Raw genomic sequence first — 20,923 nt, forward strand, 5'->3', positions numbered from 1 at the left:
GGTTCCGGCAGACTGGGGGTCATGCGGATCAACCACCAGGTCGTCACCTTCGACGCGGCCGACCTCGCCGCCGAAAGCCGCTTCTGGGCCGGGGTCCTCGGCGGGGAGGTGAGCGAGGACGGCGACTGGCACATGGTCCTGGTGGCCGGCGCGCCGCGGATCGGCGTCCAGCTCGCGCCCGACCACACGCCGCCGCAGTGGCCGGACGGCCCGGCGAAGCAGCAGATCCACCTCGACCTGTGGGTCGAGGACTTCGCCGAAGCACACGAAGAGGTCATGGCGCTCGGCGCCACGGTGCTGAAGCCCGCGGCCGGCAGCACGTCCGGGGACGACTTCCAGGTGTACGCCGACCCTGCCGGGCACCCCTTCTGCCTGTGCTGGCTGGTCCCCCGGCGCGGGTGATCAGGCCGCGACGATCGGCGTCTCGGGGAGAGCGGCGTCCCAGCGGCGGCGGGTGATGCGCACCGGCAGCTCCTCGCCGCGGGCCTCGGCGAGGAACAGGTGGGTGCGGGTCCGGCGCCACCACACGAGCATCCGGACCGTGCCGAAGGCCAGCACCGCGACCAGCGCCAGCAGCGACCACCGGAAGTTGCCGCCGGTCACCTGCAGGAGCACGCCGACGGCGAGGGCGGCGATCGTCGTCGCCACGAAACCGCCGACGTTGACCACGCCGGTGGCCGTGCCGACGCGGCTGAGCGGGTTGTAGTCGCGGGCGAGGGCGAAGCCGATCATCGACGCCGGGCCGCCGAGGGCGAGGAAGGCGAACGCGGGCACCAGTACCGGCAGCGGCACCTGGCCCGGCCAGCCCAGCAGCACCGCCCAGACCAGCACGGCCCCGCCGATGTAGCCGCCGACCAGCGGCATCCGCAGCGATGGGCGGCGTCCGATCAGCCCGCCCAGCAGCGGGCCGCCCGCCATCGAGCCGAAGACGAACACGGTGAGCAGCGCGCTCGCCGTCGCCTTCGACTGCCCTTGGCCCTGCACCAGCCAGGGGACGCCCCACAGCAGCGTCAGGGCGTTCGGGGCGAACATCGTGCTGAAGTGGACCCAGAAGCCCAGGCGCGTCCCCGGCGTCCGCCAGGCTTCGGCGACCCGGCCGGCGAGCTCGCGCGGACGGACGTCTTCGCGGACGGGCGGCTGTTCGCCCGCCGGGACGTCGCGGACCCGGAGGGCCACGACGACGGTGTAGAGGACCGTGACGGCGCCGGCGGCCAGGAAGGTGGGGGTCCAGCCGGCGCTGTCGAGCACCAGCGAGAGCGGGACGGTGGCGGCGAGGTTGCCGATGTAGCCGACGGCCGCGGTGAACGACGTCAGCAGGGCGTACTGGCGGCCCGGGAAGTGGGCCGCGACCAGGCGCAGGACGCTGACGAAGGTGAGCGCGTCGCCGAGGCCGAGCACCCCGCGGGCGAGCAGGCCGAGGCCGTAGGAATGGGCGACGCCGAGCAGCAGCTGACCGGCCCCGAGGACCAGCACGGCGACGGTGAGGACGCGGCGGGGGCCGTAGCGGTCGACCAGGACGCCGGTCGGGATCTGCATCGCGGCGTAGACGCCGACCTGCAGGACGGTGAAGGTGCCGAGCGCGGCCGCGCCGACGCCGAAGCGCTCGGCGGCCTGCAGCCCGGCGACCCCGAAGGACGTCCGGTGGAAGACGGCGAGGAGGTAGACGGTGACAGCGGCGAGCCAGATCAGCCAGGACCGGGCGGTGGCACGGCCGGTGGCGGGCACAAGTTCCTCCAGGGTTTCGGCGTTCGTTCGTCCGGACGCCTGCGCTGCCGTCCCCACTACTTGTATCGCCTAAGCAACCGCGAACCATAGCCACGACCCGGGTGGTTTTCCCCACAGGTAACGGCCATCACCCGTGCTCAGAGGGTCGGCTCGCGTACCTGAACGGTCGGCTCGCGGACCTGGAGGGTCGGATGGCGTACCTGGAGGGTCGGTTCACCAGCCGACCCTCTAGGTGCGCGAGCCGACCGCCTGGGTACGCAGGCCGACCGTCCGGGTACGGGTCAGGTGGGGCGGGTGGCGCCGGTCACCGCCCAGTTTCCGGAGCGCCAGCGGACCAGGACCGCGGCCAGGCGGAGGAGCATGAACAGCGAGAGGCCGGTCCAGATGCCCGTGAGGCCCCAGCCGAAGCCGAGGGAGGCCCAGATCAGGGGGAGGAAGCCCAGCGCCGCGCTGCCGAGTGTCGCGTTGCGGAGGAAGGCCGCGTCGCCCGCGCCCAGGAGGACGCCGTCCAGGGCGAAGACCACTCCCGCGATCGGCTGGAGGGCCACGAAGAACCACCACGCGTGCGGGATCTCCGCCAGCACGCCCGGGTCGGACGTGAACGCGTGCGGCAGCACCCCCGACAACGCCGCGAACAGCACGCCGAGGAAGCAGCCCATCAGCAGCCCGTACCCGGTGATCTGCGACGCGACCCCGCGCGCCTGCCGGGCCGCGTTCGCCCCCAGTGCCGCCCCGACCAGCGACTGCGCGGCGATCGCCACCGAGTCGAGCACCAGCGCCAGGAACGTCCACAGCTGCAGCACCACCTGGTGCGCCCCGACGGCCTCGGTCGACGTCCGGGCCGCCACGGCCGCCGCCGAGACGAAGCACGCCTGGAACGCCAGGCTGCGCAGCACCAGGTCGCGGCCGAGACCGAGCTGCGCGCGCATCACCTTGAAGTCCGGCCGGAGCCCGACCTTCTCCCGCGCGAGCGCCACGAAGAACAGCGACGCCGAAATGACCTGCGCGACGACGTTCGCGATCGCCGAACCTTCCAGCCCCAGCCCCGCCCAGTAGACGAGGACCGGGCACAGCACGGCCGAAATCCCGTTGCCCGCCAGCACGTACCGCAACGGCTTCGCGGCGTCCTGCACCCCGCGCATCCAGCCGTTGCCGGCCATGGTGACCAGGATCAGCGGCGCCCCGAACAACGCGATCCGCAGCCACGACACGGCGGCGGACGCGATCTCGTCGCTCCCCGAAAGGACCCGCGCGATCGGCCAGGCCAGCAGCTGCCCCGCGGCCAGCACGACGAGCCCGACGAACACCGCCAGCCACGTCGCCTGGACGCCTTCGCGGACCGCGTCGGCCCGGCGGCCCGCGCCGTGCAGCCGGGCGGTGCGGGACGTCGTGCCGTAGGACAGGAACGTCAGCTGGCTCGACACCTGGGCCAGCACGACGCCGCCGAGCGCGAGCCCGGCCAGCGACAGCGCGTCGAGGTGACCGACCACGGCGGTGTCGACCAGCACGTACAGCGGCTCGGCGGCCAGCACCCCGAGCGCGGGCACGGCCAGGCCGAGCACGCGCTTCGCCGGGACCCGCTCGATCTCCTCCACGTTCACCACGAACCGGACTCTAACCGCCGCCACCGACCGTCCTGACCGGCGGGAACCCGGGAACTTTCCGGCCCCGCCGGCCGACGCGCTACAGCAGCGGCGCCCGCTCCAACGCCGCGCGCAGGCCCGCGACGACCTCGTCGGCGGAGCCCGCGATCGTGCAGCCCGCGGCCTGCCGGTGCCCGCCGCCGCCGAACTCGGCCGCCACCGCCGAGACGTCGATCCCGATCGAACGCAGCGAAATCTGCCACTGCCCCGGGTGCGCCGGGTCCTGTTTGAGCACCGCCGCGACGGCCGCTTCGCGCACCGAGCGGACGACGTCGATGACCGACTCGACCTCTTCGGCGCGCACCGTGCGGGCCGCGTCGACGCCGACCACCGCGTGCACGAAACCCCGGCCCTGCGCGGCTTCCGGCTCCAGCCGCGCCTCGCGGAGCACCGACGAGAGCATCGGCAGCCAGGCGAACGGGCGCTCGTCGACGATCCGGCGCACGATCGCTTCCGGATCGGCCCCCGCTTCGAGCAGCCGGGCCGCCATCCGGTGCGTCTCCGGGCTCGCCCGGCGGAACCCGCTGGTGTCGGTGACGATCCCGGCGTAGAGCCCGCGCGCGATCGGCTCGTCCAGCTCGGCGCCCAGCGCCTCCAGGACGCGGAACACGAGGACCGCGCTGGCCTCGGCGCTCTCGTCGACCACGTGGCAGGTGCCGTAGAACGTGTTGGTCGCGTGGTGGTCGATCACCAGCACCGCGCCGGCGAGCTCGACGCGCCCGGCGAGCCGGCCGAGCCGCTTCGGCGTCGGCGTGTCGACGCAGACGAGCAGCTCCTCGGCGTCCGGGAGGTCGTCCGGGTGGGTGAGCAGGCCGTCCTCGTCGAGCCAGCGCAGCGTCTCCGGGGCCTCGTCGGGCTCGCCGAAGGAGACGCGCACGCGGGCGCCGCGCTGCCGCAGGGCGCGGCCGAGGGCCAGCGCGCTGCCCAGCGCGTCCGCGTCCGGCCGCACGTGGCCGAGGATCGTCACGTCGGTGGCCGGGGCGAGCAGCGCCGCCGCGTCCCGGATGTCCTGCGCCGAAGTAGAGGTCACGGTGCGTCACGCTACGCTCTGCGGGATGCCTGAGTACGCGATGCTGGTCTACCCCTCAGCCAACCGGGTCTACGCCGCCTCCTCCCCCGCGCTGCTGCGCGCCGAGCTGGCGGTGTTCGGCGCGCGCCTGGCGGCCGAGCTGTCCGCGATCGACGAGGTCGAGCTGGGCGGCGTCGGCTACGTGCGCTTCACCAGCTCGGCGCCCCTCGGCGAGAGCGATCTCGCGCTCCTGTCGAACGTCTCGTCGCTGTACGCACTGTTCGAGCTGGGTGACGGCGTCCTCCGTCCGGTGCCCGTGACACCGCTGGCGAAGGCCGACTCGGACCTGCTGACCATCCAGAAGTACGCGGGCAAGACGAACGAGCTGTTCACCAAGCTGCTGGTGAACGTGACGCTGCTGGCGACGGCGGACCCGTTCTCGGACCGGCCGAAGTACCTGCTCGACCCGCTGTGCGGCCGCGGGACCACGCTGAACCAGGCGATGATGTACGGCCTGCACGCGACCGGCCTGGACGTCGACGCCAAGGACTTCGAGGCCTACGAGGCGTTCATCAAGACGTGGCTGCGGAACAAGCGCGTCAAGCACACCGCCGAGTCGGGACAGCTGCGGCGCAACAAGGTCCGGCTCGGCCGGCGGCTCGACATCGAGTACGCACTGGACAAGGAAGCGTACAAAGCGGGCGACACACGCAAACTGACCTACTTCAACGCCGACACCCTGACCACCGACGAGGTGCTGCGCGCGAACTCCTGCGACGTGATCGTCGCCGACGCGCCGTACGGCGTCCAGCACGGCAGCCACCGCGAGGCGGGCCTGCAGCGCAGCCCGCGCGACCTGCTCGCCGCGGCCGTCCCGGTGTGGACGCGGGTGCTGAAACCCGGCGGGGCGCTAGGGATTGCGTGGAACACGACCGTGCTGCCGCGCGAAGAGCTCGTCGAGGTGCTCCGGAAGGCCGGCCTCGACGTCCGCGAGGGCGGGCCGTGGGACGAGTTCGCCCACCGCGTCGACCAGGCCATCCTGCGTGACCTGGTCGTCGCGGCGAAACCCGCTTCCTGAGTCGACAAAGCGCTTTCAGGACGCGGTGAGCTCGCCCGGCTTGGGCAGCTGCCCGTTCGCTTCCGGCGAGGCGGCGGGCGCGGGCGCGGGCGAGGTGCTCAGGCCGCGCTTCACCGAGTCCAAGATGGACAGTCCCTGGCCGACGAGGCCCGCGGCCATCTCGCCGAGGCCGTCGGCGCCGTTGAGGATGTTGACGTTCGCTCCCGACAGGCCCCGGCCGGCTTCCTTGACGATCTGCGGCAGCTGGTCGATGAGCATCCGGTCGAGCGCGACCCGGTTGTTCGACGCGGCCGCCTCCGCCTGCACGCGCATCTTCTCCGCTTCGGCGAGCGCCAGGATGCGGATCCGCTCGGCCTCGGCGTCGGCGGGCTTGATGACCTCGGCGACCAGCTGCTGCTGCCGCAGCTCGGCTTCGCGCTGGGCCAGCTCGGTGCGCGCGTCGATGACCTCCTGCTGCGCCTTCGCCTGCGCCAGCGGCCCGGCCTGGGACGCCTGGGCCTGAGCCGCCTCGACTTCGGCCCGGTACTTCGCCTGCACGATCGACGTCTGCCGGGCGTACTCCGCCTGCGTCCGCTGCGATTCCTGCTCGGCCTCCGCCGCGGTCTTGTTCGCCACCGCTTGGGCGATTTGGGCGTCCCGCTGGATGGCGGCGTTGTGCGGCGCGGCCATGGCGGCGATGTAGCCGAGCTTCATGTCGTCGATCGACTGGATCTGCAGGGCGTCGACGGTGAGCCCGATCTTCGCCATCTCCACGGCCGAGCCGTCCAGCACCTCGGTGGCGAGCTTCTGCCGCTCGGTGATGATCTCCTCGACGGTCATCGAGCCGATGATGGACCGCAGGTGCCCGGCGAAGATCCGGCCGGTCAGCACGGACATCTGGTCCTGGTCGGAGAGGAACCGCTGGCCGGCGTTGACGATGCTCTCGGTGTCGTTGCCGACCTTGAACGCGATCACCGCCCGGACCGTGAGGGCGATGGCCTGCTTGGTGACGCACACTTCGGTCACTTCGGCCTCGCACATGGCGAGGGTGAGGAACCGGACTTTCCGGAAGACCGGCATGACGAACGCGCCGTGGCCGGTGACGACCCGGAACGGCGCCGCGCTCTTGCTGTTGCCCCCGGAGATCAGCATCGCCTCGTTGGGGGCCGGCACGCGATAACCGAACATCGATTTTCCTTCTGCGAGCACTAGGAAGCGGGATCCGAGGCGTCCCACGCCACGACGTCGACCGTGCGCCGGCCCCGGGTTTCCACGACCAGGACGGTCGTGCCCTTCGGCAGCTCCGTGTCGGACCAGGCCAGGAAGGTTTCCAAGCCACCCCTGATCCTGATCAGCACCTCCCCGGGGCCCCGCTGCCCGCGGGTGCCGACCAGGAGGACTCCGGTGCGGCCGGACGGGGAAAGGTCGGAGTGCATGGTGCCGACCTCCCCTCGGTGGCCGTCTCGGTGCGGGTTCACCCCCGCTGACACCATTGTGCTCCCGGCCGGCCCCCGAGGTGGGCACTGTGAGGTTCCGATCAGAAGGCAACCAGGCGGGCCGCTCAGGCGTACACGGTTATACTCGCGGACCGTGACCGTCGAGCAACGTCCCCTGCGCGCGGACGCCCGCCGCAACCGGGAAGCCCTGGTCGCGGCGGCGCGGGAAGTCTTCGGCGCCAAGGGGGTCGACGCCCCGCTCGACGAAATCGCGCGGCGCGCCGAGGTCGCGATCGGCACCCTCTACAACCGGTTCCCGACGCGGGCGGACCTCGTCGAAGCCGCCTTCCTGCCGACGCTGGAAGAGGCTCAGGCCGTGTTGGAAGAAGCCCTCGCGTGCGAAGACCCCTGGGAGGGTTTCGTCCTGTTCCTCGAGCGTTCGGTGCTGATGCAGGTCTCCGACCGCGGCTTCACCGAAGTGTGCTCGCGGACCTTCGACCCGGCGTCGGGGCTGGAGAAAGCCAAGCAGGCCAACGGTTCCCGGATGAACCGGCTCATCTCGCGCGCCCAGGAAGCGGGCGCGTTGCGGCCGGACTTCCGCGGGCCCGACCTCGCGATCGTGTTCGCCGCGGCGACCGCCACCCCGGACTGGCGGCGCGCGCTCGGCATGGTCCTCGACGGCCTGCGCGCGCGATGACCTGGCTCGCGGACACCGCCACCTCGTACGACACGGTGGCGTCGAGCTACGCCGAGTTCGTTTCCGGCGCGCTCGAGGAACAGCCGTACCTCAAGGCGGCGCTGACGCTGTTCGCGTCCCGGGTCGACGGCCCGGCGGTGGACGTGGGCTGCGGTCCGGGGCACTTTACGGCGTACCTGGCTTCGCTGGGCGTCGACGTGTCCGGCATCGACCTGTCACCGGGGATGGTCGACCTCGCGCGCCGGTCGCACCCCGGGCTGTGGTTCGAGGTGGGGTCGATGACGGACCTCGCGCTGCCCGACGCGTCGGTCGCGGGCGTGCTGGCGTCCTGGTCGCTGATCCACGTCCCGGACGAGTCGGTGCCGGTGACGCTGAGTCACTTCCACCGCGTGCTGCGGCCGGGCGGGCTGCTGATGATCGGCTACCACGTCGGCGCGGGCACCCGGCTGAAGACCGAGGGCTACGGCGGGCACCCGATGCGCGTCAACATCCACCTCCGGCAGCCGTGGTGGCTGGCCCGGCGGGTGCGGGACGCCGGGTTCACCGTGGAAGCCGAATGGCTGCTGCGTCCCGGGGCCGAGGTGCCACAGGCGATTTTGTTCGCTGCGAAATAGTGTTGATGACTCTCGCTGCCCCGCGCAGATCGGGGTTTTCCGCCGGTTCGGCGTGTTCGTCAAGCGAACGCCTGCTCGGCGAAGCCGAGGCCGCCGCGTTGGGACATGGTCAAGACCTGGTGGTCGACGTGCTGCGGGGGCGTGCGCAGGTACTGGCGGAAGCCGCCGGCCCGGAGCTTGAGGTCGAACCCTTGCCCCTCCAGGTGCCACAGCGGGTACCGTCCGTCGCCGTCCGGAGGGTCGAGGCGGGTGGAGGTCCGCGATCTCCAGGCTGCCGTGCAGCGGGCCGATGTCGCCGGTGATGTCCCAGGCTTCGTCGAACACCAACGTCGCGGGGGTGATCCAGAACGTGAAGTGCTTCTCGCGCCGGGCGGGCTCGACCCAGCGGACGATGTAGTCCAGGTCCAGCAGGAGCCGGCCCGGTGGCGGGTCGTCGTCCTCGAGGAAGGCGAGTGCGTGGATGCGGCAGTCGTGCCAGCCCATCTGCGGGAAGTCGGCGTCGGTCCACACCGCCTTGGACAGGCCGGACGGGTCGGTCATGACAGGCGCTCCCCCACGAACTTCACGATCTCCGGCAGTACGCCCCGCCAGTATTCGTCATCGTGGCCGCCCGGCGAGAACCGGGACACAGCCGGCGAAACCGCCTTCACCAACCGGCGATCCGCCCCCAGGAACGGGTCCGACTCGCCGCACCACACACCCAAGGCGCCGGGGTGCAGCTCGGCCGGGTGCAGCAGCGGTTCCGAGTCGCGCCAGTTCGCCTCGTCCGCGAAGACCTTGCGGCTGCGGGCGTCCGGCCAGCTGACGAACAGGGCCGCGCTCGCCGTGGCCACCGCCTTCAGGTCCGGGTGGGCGCGGGCGAAGCGCAACGCGCCGAAGCCGCCCATCGAAATGCCGAACACCGCCGACGCCGGGCGCAGGTCGCGGCTCGCCAGCCAGCCGGGGACTTCGTCGGTCAGCATGCGCTGCGGGTCGTCGTCCGAACCGACGTTCACCCAGTAGTGGTCACCGTCGATCGCCGCGATGGCGAACGGTGGCGTCCCCGCGCGGACCGCCGCCGTCAGCAGCGCGGGCACGCCGAGCGATAGGAAGGTCCGTGCCTGGGCGCCTCGGCCGTGCAGGGCCAGGCACACCGGCAGCCCCGAGGCCGGGACGCCTTCGGGCGTGATGAGCACCAGGTCGACGTCGGTCCCGCGGGCCGCCGAGTGCATGCGCTGGACCGTCACCGGGTCGCGCAGCGCCGACGGGTGGGCCGGCTCCGGCACGGCGGGAGGGCCGGGCGGGGGCCCGGCGGGCGGAGACGAGCAGCCCGCCAGCAGCGCGAGTGCGCTGCCGGCGAGCAGACCGCGGCGGGAGAGCACGAGGGTCAGCCCCGGCTCTCCTCCTCCGCGAGCTCGTCGTCTTCGGCGCCTTCGGTCTCGCGAGGAGCCTTGTACGGGTCGGCTTCGCCCGCGTGCTGAGCTTCGGCCGCGCGCCGCGCGACCTCGGCGTCGGCCTCACGGGCCTTCGCCAGCAGGGCCTCGATGCGCTTCGACTCCTCGGGAATCGTGTCGGCGACGAAGGTCAGCGTCGGCGTGTAGCGGACGCCGGTGCCCTGCCCGACCTTCGTGCGCAGCACCCCGCGCGCCGATTCGAGCGCGGCGGCCGCACCGGCGAAGTCCGGGACGGAGTCCAGCTTCTCGCCGAGCACCGTGTAGTACACCGTCGCGTCGTGCAGGTCGCCGGTGACCTTCGTGTCCGTGATGGTCACGTAGTCGAGCCGGGGGTCCTTGACCTCGTGTTCGATCGCCGACGCGACGATCTGCGAGATCCGCTTGGCGAGCTTGCGAGCCCGAGCCGGATCGGCCATGTCGTTCTCCTAGGAAGATCTAGTCATCTGGGCCGAGCAGCCGGCGGCGGGCGGACAGCAGTTCGAACTCCGGCCGGCTCGCCACGTACCGCTCACACGAGTCGAGCACGTCACGGACGTGCTCGCCACCTTCGGCGACCACGGCCACCCCGATGAGGGTCCGGCGGTGCAGGTCGGCGTGCCCGGCTTCGGCCACCGACACGGCGAAGCGCTTGCGCACCTCGGCCAGCACCGGACGGACCACGGATCGCTTCTGCTTCAGCGAATGGACCTCGCCGAGCAGGATGTCGAGCTCAAGAGCTCCGACGAACATAGGCAAATTTTGGTGGTGTAGTAGGGAGACACCGGGTGTGCGCGAGAACGCACACCCGGTGTCGATCGTCCTTACGCGCGCGGCTTCTCGCGCTGCTCGTACGTCTCGATCAGGTCGCCGACCTTGAGGTCGCCGTACGAACCGAGCGTCAGACCGCACTCGTAGCCCTCGCGGACCTCGACCACGTCGTCCTTGAACCGCCGCAGCGAGCTGACCGGCAGGTTCTCCGCGACGACAGTGCCGTCGCGCAGCAGCCGGGCCCGCGCGTTGCGCCGGATCTCGCCGGACATGACCAGGCAACCCGCGATCGTGCCGATCTTGGAGGACTTGAAGACCTCGCGAACCTCCGCGCGGCCCAGCTCGACCTCTTCGTACTCCGGCTTGAGCATGCCCTTGAGGGCCTGCTCGATCTCGTCGATCGCCTGGTAGATGACCGTGTAGTACCGGACGTCGACGCCCTCGCGGGTGGCCCGCTCGGTCGCCTTGCCCTGGGCGCGGACGTTGAACCCGAGGACGATCGCGTCGGACGCGGTCGCCAGGTCGATGTCCGACTCGGTCACGCCACCGACACCGCGGTGGACCACGTTCAGCTCGACCTCGTCGCCGACGTCCAGCTGGAGCAGCGAGGCTTCGAGGGCCTCGACCGTACCCGAGTTGTCACCCTTGATGATCAGGTTGAGGCTGTTCGTCTCCTTCAAGGCGGAGTCGAGGTCCTCGAGGCTGACCCGCTTGCGGCGCGACGCGTTGAGCGCGTTCCGCGTACGAGCCGACCGGCGCTCGGCGATCTGCCGGGCCACGCGGTCCTCGTCGACCACCAGGAAGGTGTCACCCGCACCCGGCACCGAGGTGAACCCGATGACCTGGACGGGACGCGACGGCAGCGCCTCGGTGACGTCGACGTTGTGCTCGTCGACCATCCGGCGGACGCGGCCGTAGGCGTCACCCGCCACGACCGAGTCACCGACGCGCAGCGTGCCGCGCTGGACCAGGACGGTGGCCACCGGGCCGCGGCCGCGGTCGAGGTGCGCCTCGATCGCGACACCCTGGGCCTCCATGTCCGGGTTGGCCCGGAGGTCCAGAGCGGCGTCGGCGGTCAGCAGGATCGCCTCGAGCAGGCCGTCGATGTTGATGTTCTGCCGCGCGGAGATCTCGACGAACATCGTGTCGCCGCCGTACTCCTCGGCCACCAGGTTGTACTCGGTCAGCTGCTGCCGGATCTTGTCCGGGTTCGCGCCTTCCTTGTCGATCTTGTTGATCGCGACCACGATCGGGGCCTTGGCGGCCTGCGCGTGGTTGATCGCCTCGACCGTCTGCGGCATCACACCGTCGTCGGCCGCCACCACGATCACCGCGATGTCGGTCGAGTTCGCACCACGGGCACGCATGGCGGTGAACGCCTCGTGACCCGGGGTGTCGATGAAGGTGATCAGGCGCGGGTTGCCCTCGAGCTCGGTCTCGATCTGGTACGCACCGATGTGCTGCGTGATGCCGCCGGCCTCGCTCTCGCGGACCTTCGTCTTCCGGATCGTGTCGAGCAGGCGGGTCTTACCGTGGTCGACGTGACCCATGATGGTCACGACCGGCGGCCTGACCTGCAGGTCCTCTTCGCCACCCGCGTCGTCGCCGTAGGTGATGTCGAAGGTCCCCAGCAGTTCGCGGTCCTCCTCCTCGGGGCTGACGACCTGAACGTGGTAGTTCATTTCGCCGCCGAGCAGCTCGAGGATGTCGTCCGACACGGACTGCGTCGCGGTGACCATCTCGCCGAGGTGGAAGAGCACCTGCACCAGCGAAGCCGGGTTGGCGTCGATCTTCTCGGCGAAGTCGGTCAGCGAGGCACCACGCGGCAGCCGGATCGTCTCGCCCTGGCCCTTGGGCAGGCGGACGCCGCCGACGCTGGGCGCCTGCATGTTGTCCATGTACTCCTGGCGCTTCTGCCGCTTCGACTTGCGGCCCTTGCGCGAGGGACCACCGGGACGCCCGAAGGCACCCGCGGTACCGCCACGGCCACCGGGGCCGCCACGACCGCCGCCGCCACCGCGGAAGCCGCCGCCACCGGCCGGGGCACCGCCGCCGCCACCGGGACCGCCGCCACCCGGACGGAAGCCGCCGCCGCCACCGCCGCCGCCACCGGGACGGAAGCCGCCACCGCCGCCACCGCCACCGGGACCGCCGCGGAAACCGCCGCCGCCACCGCCACCGGGACCGCCACGAGCGCCGCCACCGGGACCGCCACGGGCACCGCCACCGGGACCACCGCGGGCGCCGCCACCGGGACCGGCGGGACGCTGCGTGCGGCCCGGCATCATGCCGGGGTTCGGCCGCGGGGGCATGTTGCCCGGGCTCGGCCGGTTGCCACCGGCGCCACCACCCGGCCGCGGGGCCGGACGGTCACCGCCGGCGCCACCGCCGGGACGCGGGGGCCGGTTGTCGCCGCCCTGGCCGCCACCGGGGCGCGGGCCCTGCGGACGCGGCGGGGCGCCGGAACCGACGCCGAACGGGTTGTTGCCGACACGCGGGGTGCGCGGGCCGGGCTTGGGACCGCCGGGCTTGGGGCCCTGCGGCTTCGGCGGGACGACCGAACCGGTGCCGCCCGCGGGGGGCGTGGCCGGGGTGTCCTGCTTGGGAGCGGCGGGCGCGTCCGCTTTCGCGGCCGGGACCTGCTCCTGGGGTGCGGGCGCGGCGGGCTGCTGACGCGGGCCGGGCCGGGGGCCGGGGCGCTGCCCCGGGGAAGCCGGCTTCGACGCCGCGGGCGCCTGCTGCTGGGGTGCGGCCTGAGCCGCGGCCGGGGCCGGAGCCGCCTTGGCCGCCGGAGCCTGCTGGGCAGGCGCGGGGGGCTTCGGGGCGGCGGGCGCACCGGGCTTGGCGGCCGGCGGGCCGGGGCGCGCCGACGGACCGGGGGTGGGCTTCTTGGCGCCCTTGGGCGCATACGCGTCGCGAAGACGGCGGGCGACGGGCGCCTCGACCGTGGACGACGCGGACTTGACGAACTCGCCCTGTTCCTTCAACTTCGCGAGCACGTCCTTGCTGGTGATGCCGAGCTCTTTCGCGAGCTCGTGTACGCGGGCCTTGCCTGGCACAACTCTCCTCATCTAGGGGAGGCCAGGCGGAAAACCCGCTGACCTCGTCCTTATTGTCTGACGCTCATGGCTTCAGCTTCACGGCTGACTCATGACGGGTCGACCTGCTTCCTTGAATCCTCGCGACCCCGGGGATGTCCCGGGCTCGTGGTGCGGGGTGGTGCGCCCGACGTGCTCGCGGACCTCGCGGGCATCGAGCGCCCCGAGAGCCCGCAAGGCTCTCGGGAAGGCTCGCCGCCGTTCGGCCTTGGCCAGGCAGTCCGGGTCGGAGTGCAGCCACGCTCCCCGGCCCGGCAGCCGCCGACGCTCGTCGACGACCACCCGCCCGGCCACTGCGACCACGCGCAGCAGCTCACCGATCAACGCCCGCCGCTTGCAGCCGACACAAGTCCGCACCGGGGAAATCCGGTGGGGCTGGTGCTCGGCTACCCGCCGCGGGCTTCGAACCACTCCTGAGTCTAGCGCTTCGACCTTCACTCAGCCGAACCGGTTGTCGCGGCGGGCCGCGGCGGACGGGCGTGGTCTTGATCACCCTCGTCGTCCACCGGTGCGGCGTCGCTGCGGATGTCGATCCGCCAGCCGGTCAGACGGGCGGCGAGGCGGGCGTTCTGGCCCTCCTTGCCGATCGCCAGCGACAGCTGGAAGTCCGGCACCACGACCCGGGCGGTCTTCGCCCGCTCGTCCACGACTCGTACCGAAACAACCTTGGCGGGCGACAGCGCATTCCCGACGAAGCGGGCGGGATCCTCGGAGAAGTCGATGATGTCGATCTTCTCGCCGGCCAGCTCGCTCATCACGTTGCGCACGCGCGCGCCGACCGGGCCGATGCAGGCGCCCTTGGCGTTGACGCCCGCCACGGTGGACTTGACCGCGATCTTCGTGCGGTGTCCCGGCTCGCGCGCCACGGCGGCGATCTCGACCGTCCCGTCGGCGATCTCGGGCACCTCCAGCGCGAACAGCTTGCGCACCAGGTTGGGGTGCGAGCGCGAGAGCGTGATCTGCGGGCCGCGGTTGCTGCGCGACACGGTGACCACGTACGCCTTGATCCGGCTGCCGTGCTCGTAGGACTCCCCGGCGACCTGCTCGCCGGAGGGCAGCACGCCCTCGGTGTCACCCACCTGGACCACGACCATGCCGCGCGCGTTGGCGCGGGCGTCGCGCTGGATGACGCCGGCGACGATCTCGCCCTCCTTGGTGGAGAACTCGCCGAAGGTCTTCTCGTGCTCGGCGTCACGCAGCCGCTGCAGGATGACCTGGCGCGCGGTGGTGGCGGCGATCCGGCCGAACCCCTCGGGGGTGTCGTCCCACTCCTCGTCGACCTCGCCGTCGTGGGTCAGCGTGTGCGCGAGCACGCGCACCAGGCCCGTCTTGCGGTCGATGTCGATGCGGGCGTGCGACTGGTGGCCCTCGGTGTGCTTGTAAGCGGTGAGCAAGGCCGTCTCGATGGCCTCGATCACCGTTTCGAAGGGGATGTCCTTGTCCCGTTCGATCGCCCGCAACGCGGCGATGTCGACGTTCACTTCGACCCCTTCTCCGTCTCGGCCTGACCGGCAGCGATCATGCCGGACGCGTCGTCTTCGAGCAGTTTCAGGTCCTCGGCGGGCGGCTGCTTGAACTCGATCTCCACGACCGCCTTCGCCACGTCGGCGTAGCGGACGTCGCGGAGCTTGCCGCCGGCCAGGACGCGGGCGGCGTCCTCGCCCGCGTGACCGACCCGGCCGACGAAGGGCGCGCCCTCCGCCGGGCTGACCTTCACCAGGCGGAATTTCGCGCGCCGCCAGTGCCGCGGCTGGGTCAGCGGCCGGTCGAGGCCCGGCGAGGTGACCTCCAGCGTGTACGCGCTCGCGAGCACGTGCTCGTTCTCGTCGAGCGTCGCCGAGACCGTGCGGCTGATCTCGGCGATCTCGTCCAGCCCGACCCCGTCGTCGGAATCGACGACGACCTTGACCAGCTGGCGCCGGCCGGCCTGCTGCACCTCGAACGAATCGAGGTCGAAACCCGCGGCGGTGACGGCTTCGGCCACTATCGGCTGAAGCCGGCTGGCGAGTTCTCCTGGCACGTGGGGCTCTCCTTGGTTCGGACCGGGGTTGCGCGGGTCGGTGGTGGACCAGCTTATCCGGTCGCCCGCTCGGCCCGCGCGAGCGGCGGGGCCGCCCCGGGCCTGGCAGGATGGGGCGGCGTGACCGGAAGACCGACCGAGCTGACCCGCCGCGGCGCCCTCCGTGCGGGGGCGCTGGCCGCATTGGCCGTGCCCCTCGCCGCCTGCGGGCCCGGCTACGACGAAAGCCCCGACCCGTTGCAGCCGCTGCTGGCCGCCGCCCAGGCCGACGCCGACGCCGCGCGGGCGCTGGCCAAGGGCGCGGACGCCGACGCCGCCGGCCAGCTGGCCGATGCGCGCGCGGCCCACGCGGCCGCGTTGAAGTCCGAAGTGGACCGGCTGAACCGGCCCAAGCCGTCGCCGTCCGCGGCCCCACCGGCCCCCGCGGCGCTGGGCGGCTTGAAAGACCGGCTGGCGGCCGCCCGCAAGCAAGCCGAAGACCTCGTCGGCGGGCTGCCGCGCTACCGCGCCGGGCTGGTCGCGGCGGTGGCGGCGGGCTGCGCGGCGCTGCAGCGCACCGCCCCCGCGCTGGGCCCGGGCGAGGACGCCCCGAAGGTGGGGACGGCCCCGGCCGGCGCGGTGCCCCCGGAAGCGGTCGACCCGCTGCAGGTGGCACTGGCGGCCGAGCACGCGGCGATGTGGGTGTACGGGCTGGTCAGCGCGTTCCTGCCGGGCGAATTCGGCGACGCGCAGAAGAGTGGCACGGCGGAGCACGCCCTGCGCCGCGACTACCTGCAGACGACCCTCTCGGCGGCCGGGGCGACCCCGGTGGCCCCGGAGGCGGCGTACGTGCCGAAGACCCCGGTGACGGACGCGAAGTCGGCGTCCCAGGTGGTGGCGACGGCCGAAGCGGACTGCGCGGCGGCGTGGCTCGCGGTGATCGACCACACCGACGACGCCGGCCTGCGCACGACGGCGCTGCACGCCCTGGTGGCGGCCTCACGACGAGGCACGCCGTGGCGATCCGAGGCGGGCGAGAAGCCGGTGGCGATCGCCATGCCCGGCCAGACCGGCTGACCCCATCGTGAGCGCCCCAATGTGGCCTTCGGTGCGCTCAACGCACCCAATGTGGCCTTCGGTGCGTTGGACGCACCCAAGGCCACATTGGGGCGCTGGGGGCCGGGGTGACGGTCAGGGGTGGAGGTCGGCCGAGAGGCGGAGGGCGTCGTCGGCGATGCTCTCGATCAGGTCCTTGTCCTTGTGCTTGGCGTAGAAGTCGGCCAGCACGATCGTCGTGTTCGTGCCTTCCACCTTCGACGCGTACGCCGCGTCATCGCTGCTCACGCTCGGGGTGCCGGGGGCGGCGAACGTCTTGTCGCGGACCATGTCGGTGACGTTGCCGGTGCCGTCCTTCTCGGTCAGCGCCTTGAGGGCCTTCGCCTTCGCCGAGTCCGGCATGCCGACCACCACCACGGACACCAGCGCCTTCGCCCCGCCCGACTCCGTCGTGTACAGCGCACGGACCAGCGATCGGCACGGGTTGTCCTGGAAGAACTCCTTGGTCTTGGTGTAGGACTTCGCGACGCAGTCGTCGGACTTCTCCGGCCCGGCGACCTTGGTGAACTTGAACTGCCCGGTGTTCTGCGCCGGTGGCTGCGCGACCGGCCCGTCCGGCGTCGAGTCGTGCCGGATCAGGAACCACAGCAGCCCGGAGACGACGGCGATCGCGACCAGCCCGGCGCCCCTGAGCAGCAGGGACCGGGTGTCGCGAGCCGGCGGTCCCGGCACGGGCGGGCGGGGCTGCGGGGGTACCGCGCCCAGCGGGGCCGTGTCGGACGGGCCTGGGGTGAAATGCGCACCAACCACGGGGTCATACGGTAGTTCACCCGTGTTCCGAGGTTCACTCGAATGCGGGTAAGACGCGTTCGACGTCGTCAAGGGTGTTGTAGAGGTGGAAACCGACCCGCACCCGGCCGCCGCGGACGCTCGACACGACGCCCGCCTCGGCGACCCGGGCCGGGTCGCCCTCGAGCGACACGATCGCGGTGCCGCGCGGCGGCCGGCCCAGCTTCTCCAGCAGCGTGTCCGCGAGGCCGGTGTTGTGCGCCCGGACCTGGGCGAGGTCGAGGCCGGCGAAGTACTCCAGCGCCACCGCCGAGCCGACCTGGGCCAGCCAGGCGGGCGAGAGGTCGAACGCGCGGGCGTCGCCGGCCAGGCGCAGCGGGAGGCCGTAGACCGTGGCCCAGGGGTCCTCCCCCGCGTACCAGTTCGCCGCGACCGCGTGGGTGCGCTCCTGCGCGTCCGGCCGGACCGCGAGCCACGCGCTGCCGCGCGGCGAGCCGAGCCACTTGTAGGCCGTCCCGGCCACCCAGTCCGCCCAGGCGAGCTCCAGCGGCAGCCAGCCGACCGCCTGCGTGGCGTCCAGCAGCACCGCCGCCCCGGCGGCCTCGGCCGCGGCCCGCAGCGCCGGGAGGTCCACGATCCGGCCGTCGGCGGACTGGACGACGCTCACCGCGACGACGTCGTGGCCCTCGACCCGCGCGGGCAGTTCGGCCAGGGGCACCTCGGTCACCGTGACGCCGGGGTGCACCGCGAAGGGGAACGTCACGCTGGTGAAGTCGCCCTCGGCGACGAGCACGCGGGTGCCGGCGGGCAGCGCCGCGGTGACGTTGGCGATGAGCTGCGAGACCGACGCGCCGCTCGCGACGCGCCCGGGCTCGACGCCGACCAGCCGGGCGAACCCGGCCCGCGCCCGCGTGACGTACTCGTCGAAATCGTCCGGCCGGACCGCGCCGGTCCGCCACCGTTCCACCGATTCGGCCACGGCCTCGGCCACCGGCGCGGGCGGGATGCCGATGCTGGGCGTGTTCAGGTATCCGGGCGGGGCGGCGAAGTCGGTTCCGAAGGCACGCATACCCCCGAGCCAAGCAGACCGGGCCGGGCCGGCTCACCCGAATTTACGGCAGCAGCGCGGTGACGTCGGCGTAGGCCGGCGGGCTCAGCGGCAGGTCACGGCCGTCGCGCACGGCCAGCGCCGTTTCGGCCGCGGCGGCGAGCGCCATCCGGTACGGCAGCGAACCGAGGCTGACCCGCGCGACGCCCAGCTCCGCCAGCCCGGCCACGGTGACCTTGCCGGGCAGGAACAGGAGGTTGAGCGGCAGGCCGGCGCCGACGATGCGCTCGACGTCGGCCGGCTCGGCGAGGCCGGGCACGAAGACGCCGTCCGCACCCGCCGCCGCGTACGCCCGCACCCGCCGCTCGGCCTCGGCGAGCGAGCGGTCGCCCGCCCAGTGCGTGTCGGTCCGGGCGTTGACGAACAGGCCGGGTGCGCGCTCCTTGACCGCCGTGACCAGGGCGCACTGGACCTCGACCGGGGCGAGCGAGCCGTCGATCCGGCCGTCTTCGAGGTTGACGCCGACGACGCCCGCGCCGGCCAGCTCGGCCGCGAGATCCGCGACCGCGGCCGGGTCCGCGCTGAAGCCGTCGGCGATGTCGACACTGACGAGCGCGTCCAGCCGCGCCAGGCGGGCGGCGAGGGCGACGGTGGCGTCGCGCGTCGACGGCGCCCCGTCCGGCTCCCCCGCCGCGGCCGAGACGCCCAGGCTGGTCGTACCCAGGGCGCGGAAGCCTTGCGCGGCGAGGAAGGCGCCGACGCCGAACTCCCACGCGTTCGGCAGCAGCAGCGGGGAACCGGGGACGTGCAGGGCACGGAATTCGTCCATGCCCCGAACCTAGGCCCGCGTCGCTTCGGCGGGCGCCGAAGCGAACTGCGCCAGCAGCCCCGGAACGACCCCGGCCGCGAAGGCGAGCCCCTCGGCGGCATCGGCGTCGCGGATCGCGTAGGCACCGGCGCCCGCCGCGGTGGTCGCGGTGAACGTCGCCAGCCCGCGACGGCGCTGGAACACCGACTGCTTCACGGTCCAGCCGATCACCCCGTCCCGGGTCAGCACGGCGGTGCTCCGCCGGACCGAGCCCGCACGCGTCACCAGGTAGCGGCCGCGCGTGCCGTGCCCGAGGCCGCGGTAGGCGTCCAGGGCCAGCAGGACGGCCACCGGCAGCGCGACGACGGCGAGCACCCCGCCGAGCACGAGCAGGACGCCGGTGAGCACCGTGCCGAGCAGCAGCAGGACGAGCACCGGCGCGAGCACGGCCGCCGACGCCCAGCGCAGCCGCCGTCCGCGCGCCGCCGGCGGGTGCGGCACCAGCGCGACCGCGTCGATGCGCTCGCCCAGGACCTTCGCGGCGACGTCGTGCGCCACGGCCCGCGGCGCCGCGGGCAGGAGCGTCTTGGACTCCGTCTCGTCGTCGGCACGCTTCATGCCGGTGGCGACGGCGTCCACCCGGGCGGCCCCGGCGAGCCGGGCCCCGAGCGGCTCGACCAGTTCGACGCCGCGCAGGCGCCGTTCTTCGACGGTGGTGGATCGGGTGGTGAGCAGCCCGCGGCGGACGCGCAGGGTTCCGCCGGGTTCGCGGTCCAGCCGGTAGTGCCACCACATCTCGGCGAACAGGCCCACGGCGCCGGCCACGCCGGCGACGTTCGCCAGGGCCGGCAGGAGCAGGATGCTCACGGTCAGCGGAAGATCGCCGAAGAGGTGCAGCAGCCACTTCAGCAGCCCGCCGCCGGCGCCGAACCAGTCCGCGACCTTGAAGAGGGTCCCGAATGCGGCCAGGCCGAGCGTCGGCGCCACGAAAGACATCGGCGCGTACCGGATCCAGCGTGGATCGAGTGTCGCGAGTGGACCGTCCTCCGTGGTCTGCTCCGGGAGCCGGTGCAGGAGCTCGGCGCGCAGGGCTTCGGCGTCCGCTCTGGCCAGCGGGGAAAGGATGATCTTCTCCTGCTGCCCGGTGCCGATGGCCAGCGCCGCGACGCCGAACGCGCGGTGCAGCGGGTTGGCGGTCAGGTCGGCGCTGCGGATGCGTTCGCGGAGCAGGGACTTGCGGGTGTGGACGGCGAAGCGGAACTCGATCTCGAGCCGCTCGGCCGTGCAGCGGAACCGGGTGTGGCGCCAGCGGACGTATTCGGCGAGCACACCCGCACCGGCGAGGAGGAGCGCGGCGGCCGGGACGAGCCAGAGGGAGCGGGTGCCGATGGCGGTCGGGGTGCCGGCGGAGACGGCGACGCCGGTCAGAAGGACCGCGGTGACCCCGAGGGTGCGCCGGTCGAGCCGGCGCCAGCCGCCCGGGTCGCGGCGGTCGGCCTGTGTCGGGTCAGCCGCGGAGGCGTGCTCGGGCGAGGGGCTCATACCGCTGCCGGGGACAGGCGTCGGGCCAGCCGCGGAGGCGTGCTCGGAGCTCGTGCCGTTGCTGCGGACAGGCGCCGGGGCGGCCGCCGAGCCGGACTCGGGCGCCGGACCCATACCGCTGCCACCGACAGGCGCCGGGACGGCCGCGGAGGCTCGCTCAGGCGAGGGGCCCGTGCCGCTGCCACCGACAGGCGTCGGATCACCCGTGGAGGCGTGCTCGGG

At 72.9% G+C, this 20,923-nt stretch carries 21 protein-coding genes; 5 read left to right on the forward strand and 16 right to left on the reverse strand.

Annotated elements, in window-relative coordinates:
- The first annotated feature begins 21 nt into the window (after positions 1-21).
- Complete coding sequence (locus tag AB0M30_RS37470) at positions 22-402, forward strand: VOC family protein (protein WP_364594213.1); 381 nt, start codon at positions 22-24, stop codon at positions 400-402.
- Here AB0M30_RS37470 and AB0M30_RS37475 read toward each other — a convergent pair whose 3' ends face one another.
- The 3 genes from AB0M30_RS37475 to AB0M30_RS37485 all read right to left on the reverse strand — a co-directional run bounded on the left by AB0M30_RS37475 (position 403) and on the right by AB0M30_RS37485 (position 4,398).
- The gene (locus tag AB0M30_RS37475; protein ID WP_103335175.1) at positions 403-1,725 is read right to left on the reverse strand and encodes an MFS transporter; all 1,323 of its coding nucleotides are present in this window, start codon (positions 1,723-1,725) and stop codon (positions 403-405) included.
- A 281-nt stretch (positions 1,726-2,006) separates the two neighbouring features.
- On the reverse strand, positions 2,007-3,326 hold the full coding sequence (locus tag AB0M30_RS37480; protein WP_364594467.1) for an MATE family efflux transporter: 1,320 nt from the start codon (positions 3,324-3,326) through the stop codon (positions 2,007-2,009).
- A gap of 82 nt (positions 3,327-3,408) precedes the next feature.
- Positions 3,409-4,398, reverse strand: a complete 990-nt coding sequence (locus AB0M30_RS37485) for a bifunctional oligoribonuclease/PAP phosphatase NrnA (RefSeq protein ID WP_364594216.1) — start codon at positions 4,396-4,398, stop codon at positions 3,409-3,411.
- A gap of 25 nt (positions 4,399-4,423) precedes the next feature.
- Between AB0M30_RS37485 and AB0M30_RS37490 the strand changes: the two genes are divergently transcribed.
- The gene (locus AB0M30_RS37490; protein ID WP_364594219.1) at positions 4,424-5,455 is read left to right on the forward strand and encodes an SAM-dependent methyltransferase; all 1,032 of its coding nucleotides are present in this window, start codon (positions 4,424-4,426) and stop codon (positions 5,453-5,455) included.
- 15 nt (positions 5,456-5,470) lie between these two features.
- Here the strand turns inward: AB0M30_RS37490 and AB0M30_RS37495 are convergent, their stop codons facing one another.
- Both AB0M30_RS37495 and AB0M30_RS37500 read right to left on the reverse strand, forming a co-directional pair.
- Positions 5,471-6,622 (reverse strand): SPFH domain-containing protein, encoded by a 1,152-nt coding sequence (locus AB0M30_RS37495; protein ID WP_364594222.1) that lies wholly within the window; start codon positions 6,620-6,622, stop codon positions 5,471-5,473.
- A 20-nt stretch (positions 6,623-6,642) separates the two neighbouring features.
- Complete coding sequence (locus AB0M30_RS37500; protein ID WP_003084005.1) at positions 6,643-6,870, reverse strand: hypothetical protein; 228 nt, start codon at positions 6,868-6,870, stop codon at positions 6,643-6,645.
- Positions 6,871-7,024: 154 nt separating this feature from the next.
- Between AB0M30_RS37500 and AB0M30_RS37505 the strand changes: the two genes are divergently transcribed.
- Together AB0M30_RS37505 and AB0M30_RS37510 are read left to right on the forward strand one after the other, a co-directional pair.
- A complete protein-coding gene (locus AB0M30_RS37505) occupies positions 7,025-7,567 on the forward strand; it encodes a helix-turn-helix domain-containing protein (RefSeq protein WP_364594225.1) in 543 nt (180 codons plus the stop codon).
- Entirely contained in the window at positions 7,564-8,181 is a 618-nt protein-coding gene (locus AB0M30_RS37510) for a class I SAM-dependent methyltransferase (protein WP_364594228.1), read from the forward strand. Before AB0M30_RS37505 ends, AB0M30_RS37510 begins: the two co-directional genes overlap by 4 nt.
- Before the next feature lie 536 nt (positions 8,182-8,717).
- Here AB0M30_RS37510 and AB0M30_RS37515 read toward each other — a convergent pair.
- The 7 genes from AB0M30_RS37515 to rimP form a co-directional block, all read right to left on the reverse strand.
- Positions 8,718-9,542, reverse strand: coding sequence for an alpha/beta hydrolase-fold protein (locus tag AB0M30_RS37515; protein ID WP_364594231.1), 825 nt, complete (start codon positions 9,540-9,542; stop codon positions 8,718-8,720).
- A 5-nt stretch (positions 9,543-9,547) separates the two neighbouring features.
- Positions 9,548-10,030: a 30S ribosome-binding factor RbfA gene (gene rbfA, locus AB0M30_RS37520; protein WP_364594234.1), complete on the reverse strand. Its 483-nt coding sequence runs from the start codon at positions 10,028-10,030 to the stop codon at positions 9,548-9,550.
- A gap of 19 nt (positions 10,031-10,049) precedes the next feature.
- Positions 10,050-10,343 (reverse strand): DUF503 domain-containing protein, encoded by a 294-nt coding sequence (locus tag AB0M30_RS37525; protein WP_364594237.1) that lies wholly within the window; start codon positions 10,341-10,343, stop codon positions 10,050-10,052.
- Between the two features lie 71 nt (positions 10,344-10,414).
- Positions 10,415-13,420, reverse strand: a complete 3,006-nt coding sequence (gene infB / locus AB0M30_RS37530) for a translation initiation factor IF-2 (RefSeq protein ID WP_364594470.1) — start codon at positions 13,418-13,420, stop codon at positions 10,415-10,417.
- A 78-nt stretch (positions 13,421-13,498) separates the two neighbouring features.
- On the reverse strand, positions 13,499-13,816 hold the full coding sequence (locus tag AB0M30_RS37535) for a YlxR family protein (protein ID WP_364594240.1): 318 nt from the start codon (positions 13,814-13,816) through the stop codon (positions 13,499-13,501).
- A 77-nt stretch (positions 13,817-13,893) separates the two neighbouring features.
- Entirely contained in the window at positions 13,894-14,940 is a 1,047-nt protein-coding gene (nusA, locus tag AB0M30_RS37540) for a transcription termination factor NusA (protein ID WP_103335063.1), read from the reverse strand.
- A complete protein-coding gene (gene rimP, locus AB0M30_RS37545) occupies positions 14,937-15,479 on the reverse strand; it encodes a ribosome maturation factor RimP (protein WP_364594242.1) in 543 nt (180 codons plus the stop codon). The genes nusA and rimP overlap by 4 nt, the downstream gene beginning before the upstream one ends.
- A 120-nt stretch (positions 15,480-15,599) precedes the next feature.
- Between rimP and AB0M30_RS37550 the strand changes: the two genes are divergently transcribed.
- Entirely contained in the window at positions 15,600-16,535 is a 936-nt protein-coding gene (locus tag AB0M30_RS37550) for a ferritin-like domain-containing protein (RefSeq protein WP_364594245.1), read from the forward strand.
- Between the two features lie 114 nt (positions 16,536-16,649).
- Here AB0M30_RS37550 and AB0M30_RS37555 read toward each other — a convergent pair whose 3' ends face one another.
- The 4 genes from AB0M30_RS37555 to AB0M30_RS37570 form a co-directional block, all read right to left on the reverse strand.
- On the reverse strand, positions 16,650-17,246 hold the full coding sequence (locus AB0M30_RS37555; RefSeq protein WP_364594472.1) for a hypothetical protein: 597 nt from the start codon (positions 17,244-17,246) through the stop codon (positions 16,650-16,652).
- Positions 17,247-17,358: 112 nt separating this feature from the next.
- Positions 17,359-18,372 (reverse strand): aminotransferase class V-fold PLP-dependent enzyme, encoded by a 1,014-nt coding sequence (locus tag AB0M30_RS37560; RefSeq protein ID WP_364594247.1) that lies wholly within the window; start codon positions 18,370-18,372, stop codon positions 17,359-17,361.
- A gap of 43 nt (positions 18,373-18,415) precedes the next feature.
- The gene (locus tag AB0M30_RS37565) at positions 18,416-19,180 is read right to left on the reverse strand and encodes an isocitrate lyase/phosphoenolpyruvate mutase family protein (RefSeq protein WP_364594249.1); all 765 of its coding nucleotides are present in this window, start codon (positions 19,178-19,180) and stop codon (positions 18,416-18,418) included.
- Positions 19,181-19,189: 9 nt separating this feature from the next.
- Positions 19,190-20,701 (reverse strand): PH domain-containing protein, encoded by a 1,512-nt coding sequence (locus AB0M30_RS37570; RefSeq protein ID WP_364594251.1) that lies wholly within the window; start codon positions 20,699-20,701, stop codon positions 19,190-19,192.
- Between the last annotated feature and the right edge of the window lie 222 nt (positions 20,702-20,923).

The organism is Amycolatopsis sp. NPDC051716 (assembly GCF_040681595.1).
Classification (GTDB): Bacteria; Actinomycetota; Actinomycetes; order Mycobacteriales; family Pseudonocardiaceae; genus Amycolatopsis.

Excerpts from the sequence above, each read along its gene's own strand:
- AB0M30_RS37470 (WP_364594213.1), top strand. The coding sequence starts at position 22 with ATGCGGATCAACCACCAGGTCGTCACCTTCGACGCGGCCGACCTCGCC.
- AB0M30_RS37490 (WP_364594219.1), top strand. The coding sequence starts at position 4,424 with ATGCCTGAGTACGCGATGCTGGTCTACCCCTCAGCCAACCGGGTCTAC.
- AB0M30_RS37495 (WP_364594222.1), bottom strand. The coding sequence starts at position 6,622 with ATGTTCGGTTATCGCGTGCCGGCCCCCAACGAGGCGATGCTGATCTCC.
- AB0M30_RS37500 (WP_003084005.1), bottom strand. The coding sequence starts at position 6,870 with ATGCACTCCGACCTTTCCCCGTCCGGCCGCACCGGAGTCCTCCTGGTC.
- AB0M30_RS37510 (WP_364594228.1), top strand. The coding sequence starts at position 7,564 with ATGACCTGGCTCGCGGACACCGCCACCTCGTACGACACGGTGGCGTCG.
- rbfA (WP_364594234.1), bottom strand. The coding sequence starts at position 10,030 with ATGGCCGATCCGGCTCGGGCTCGCAAGCTCGCCAAGCGGATCTCGCAG.
- AB0M30_RS37525 (WP_364594237.1), bottom strand. The coding sequence starts at position 10,343 with ATGTTCGTCGGAGCTCTTGAGCTCGACATCCTGCTCGGCGAGGTCCAT.
- AB0M30_RS37560 (WP_364594247.1), bottom strand. The coding sequence starts at position 18,372 with ATGCGTGCCTTCGGAACCGACTTCGCCGCCCCGCCCGGATACCTGAAC.
- AB0M30_RS37565 (WP_364594249.1), bottom strand. The coding sequence starts at position 19,180 with ATGGACGAATTCCGTGCCCTGCACGTCCCCGGTTCCCCGCTGCTGCTG.
- AB0M30_RS37570 (WP_364594251.1), bottom strand. The coding sequence starts at position 20,701 with ATGAGCCCCTCGCCCGAGCACGCCTCCGCGGCTGACCCGACACAGGCC.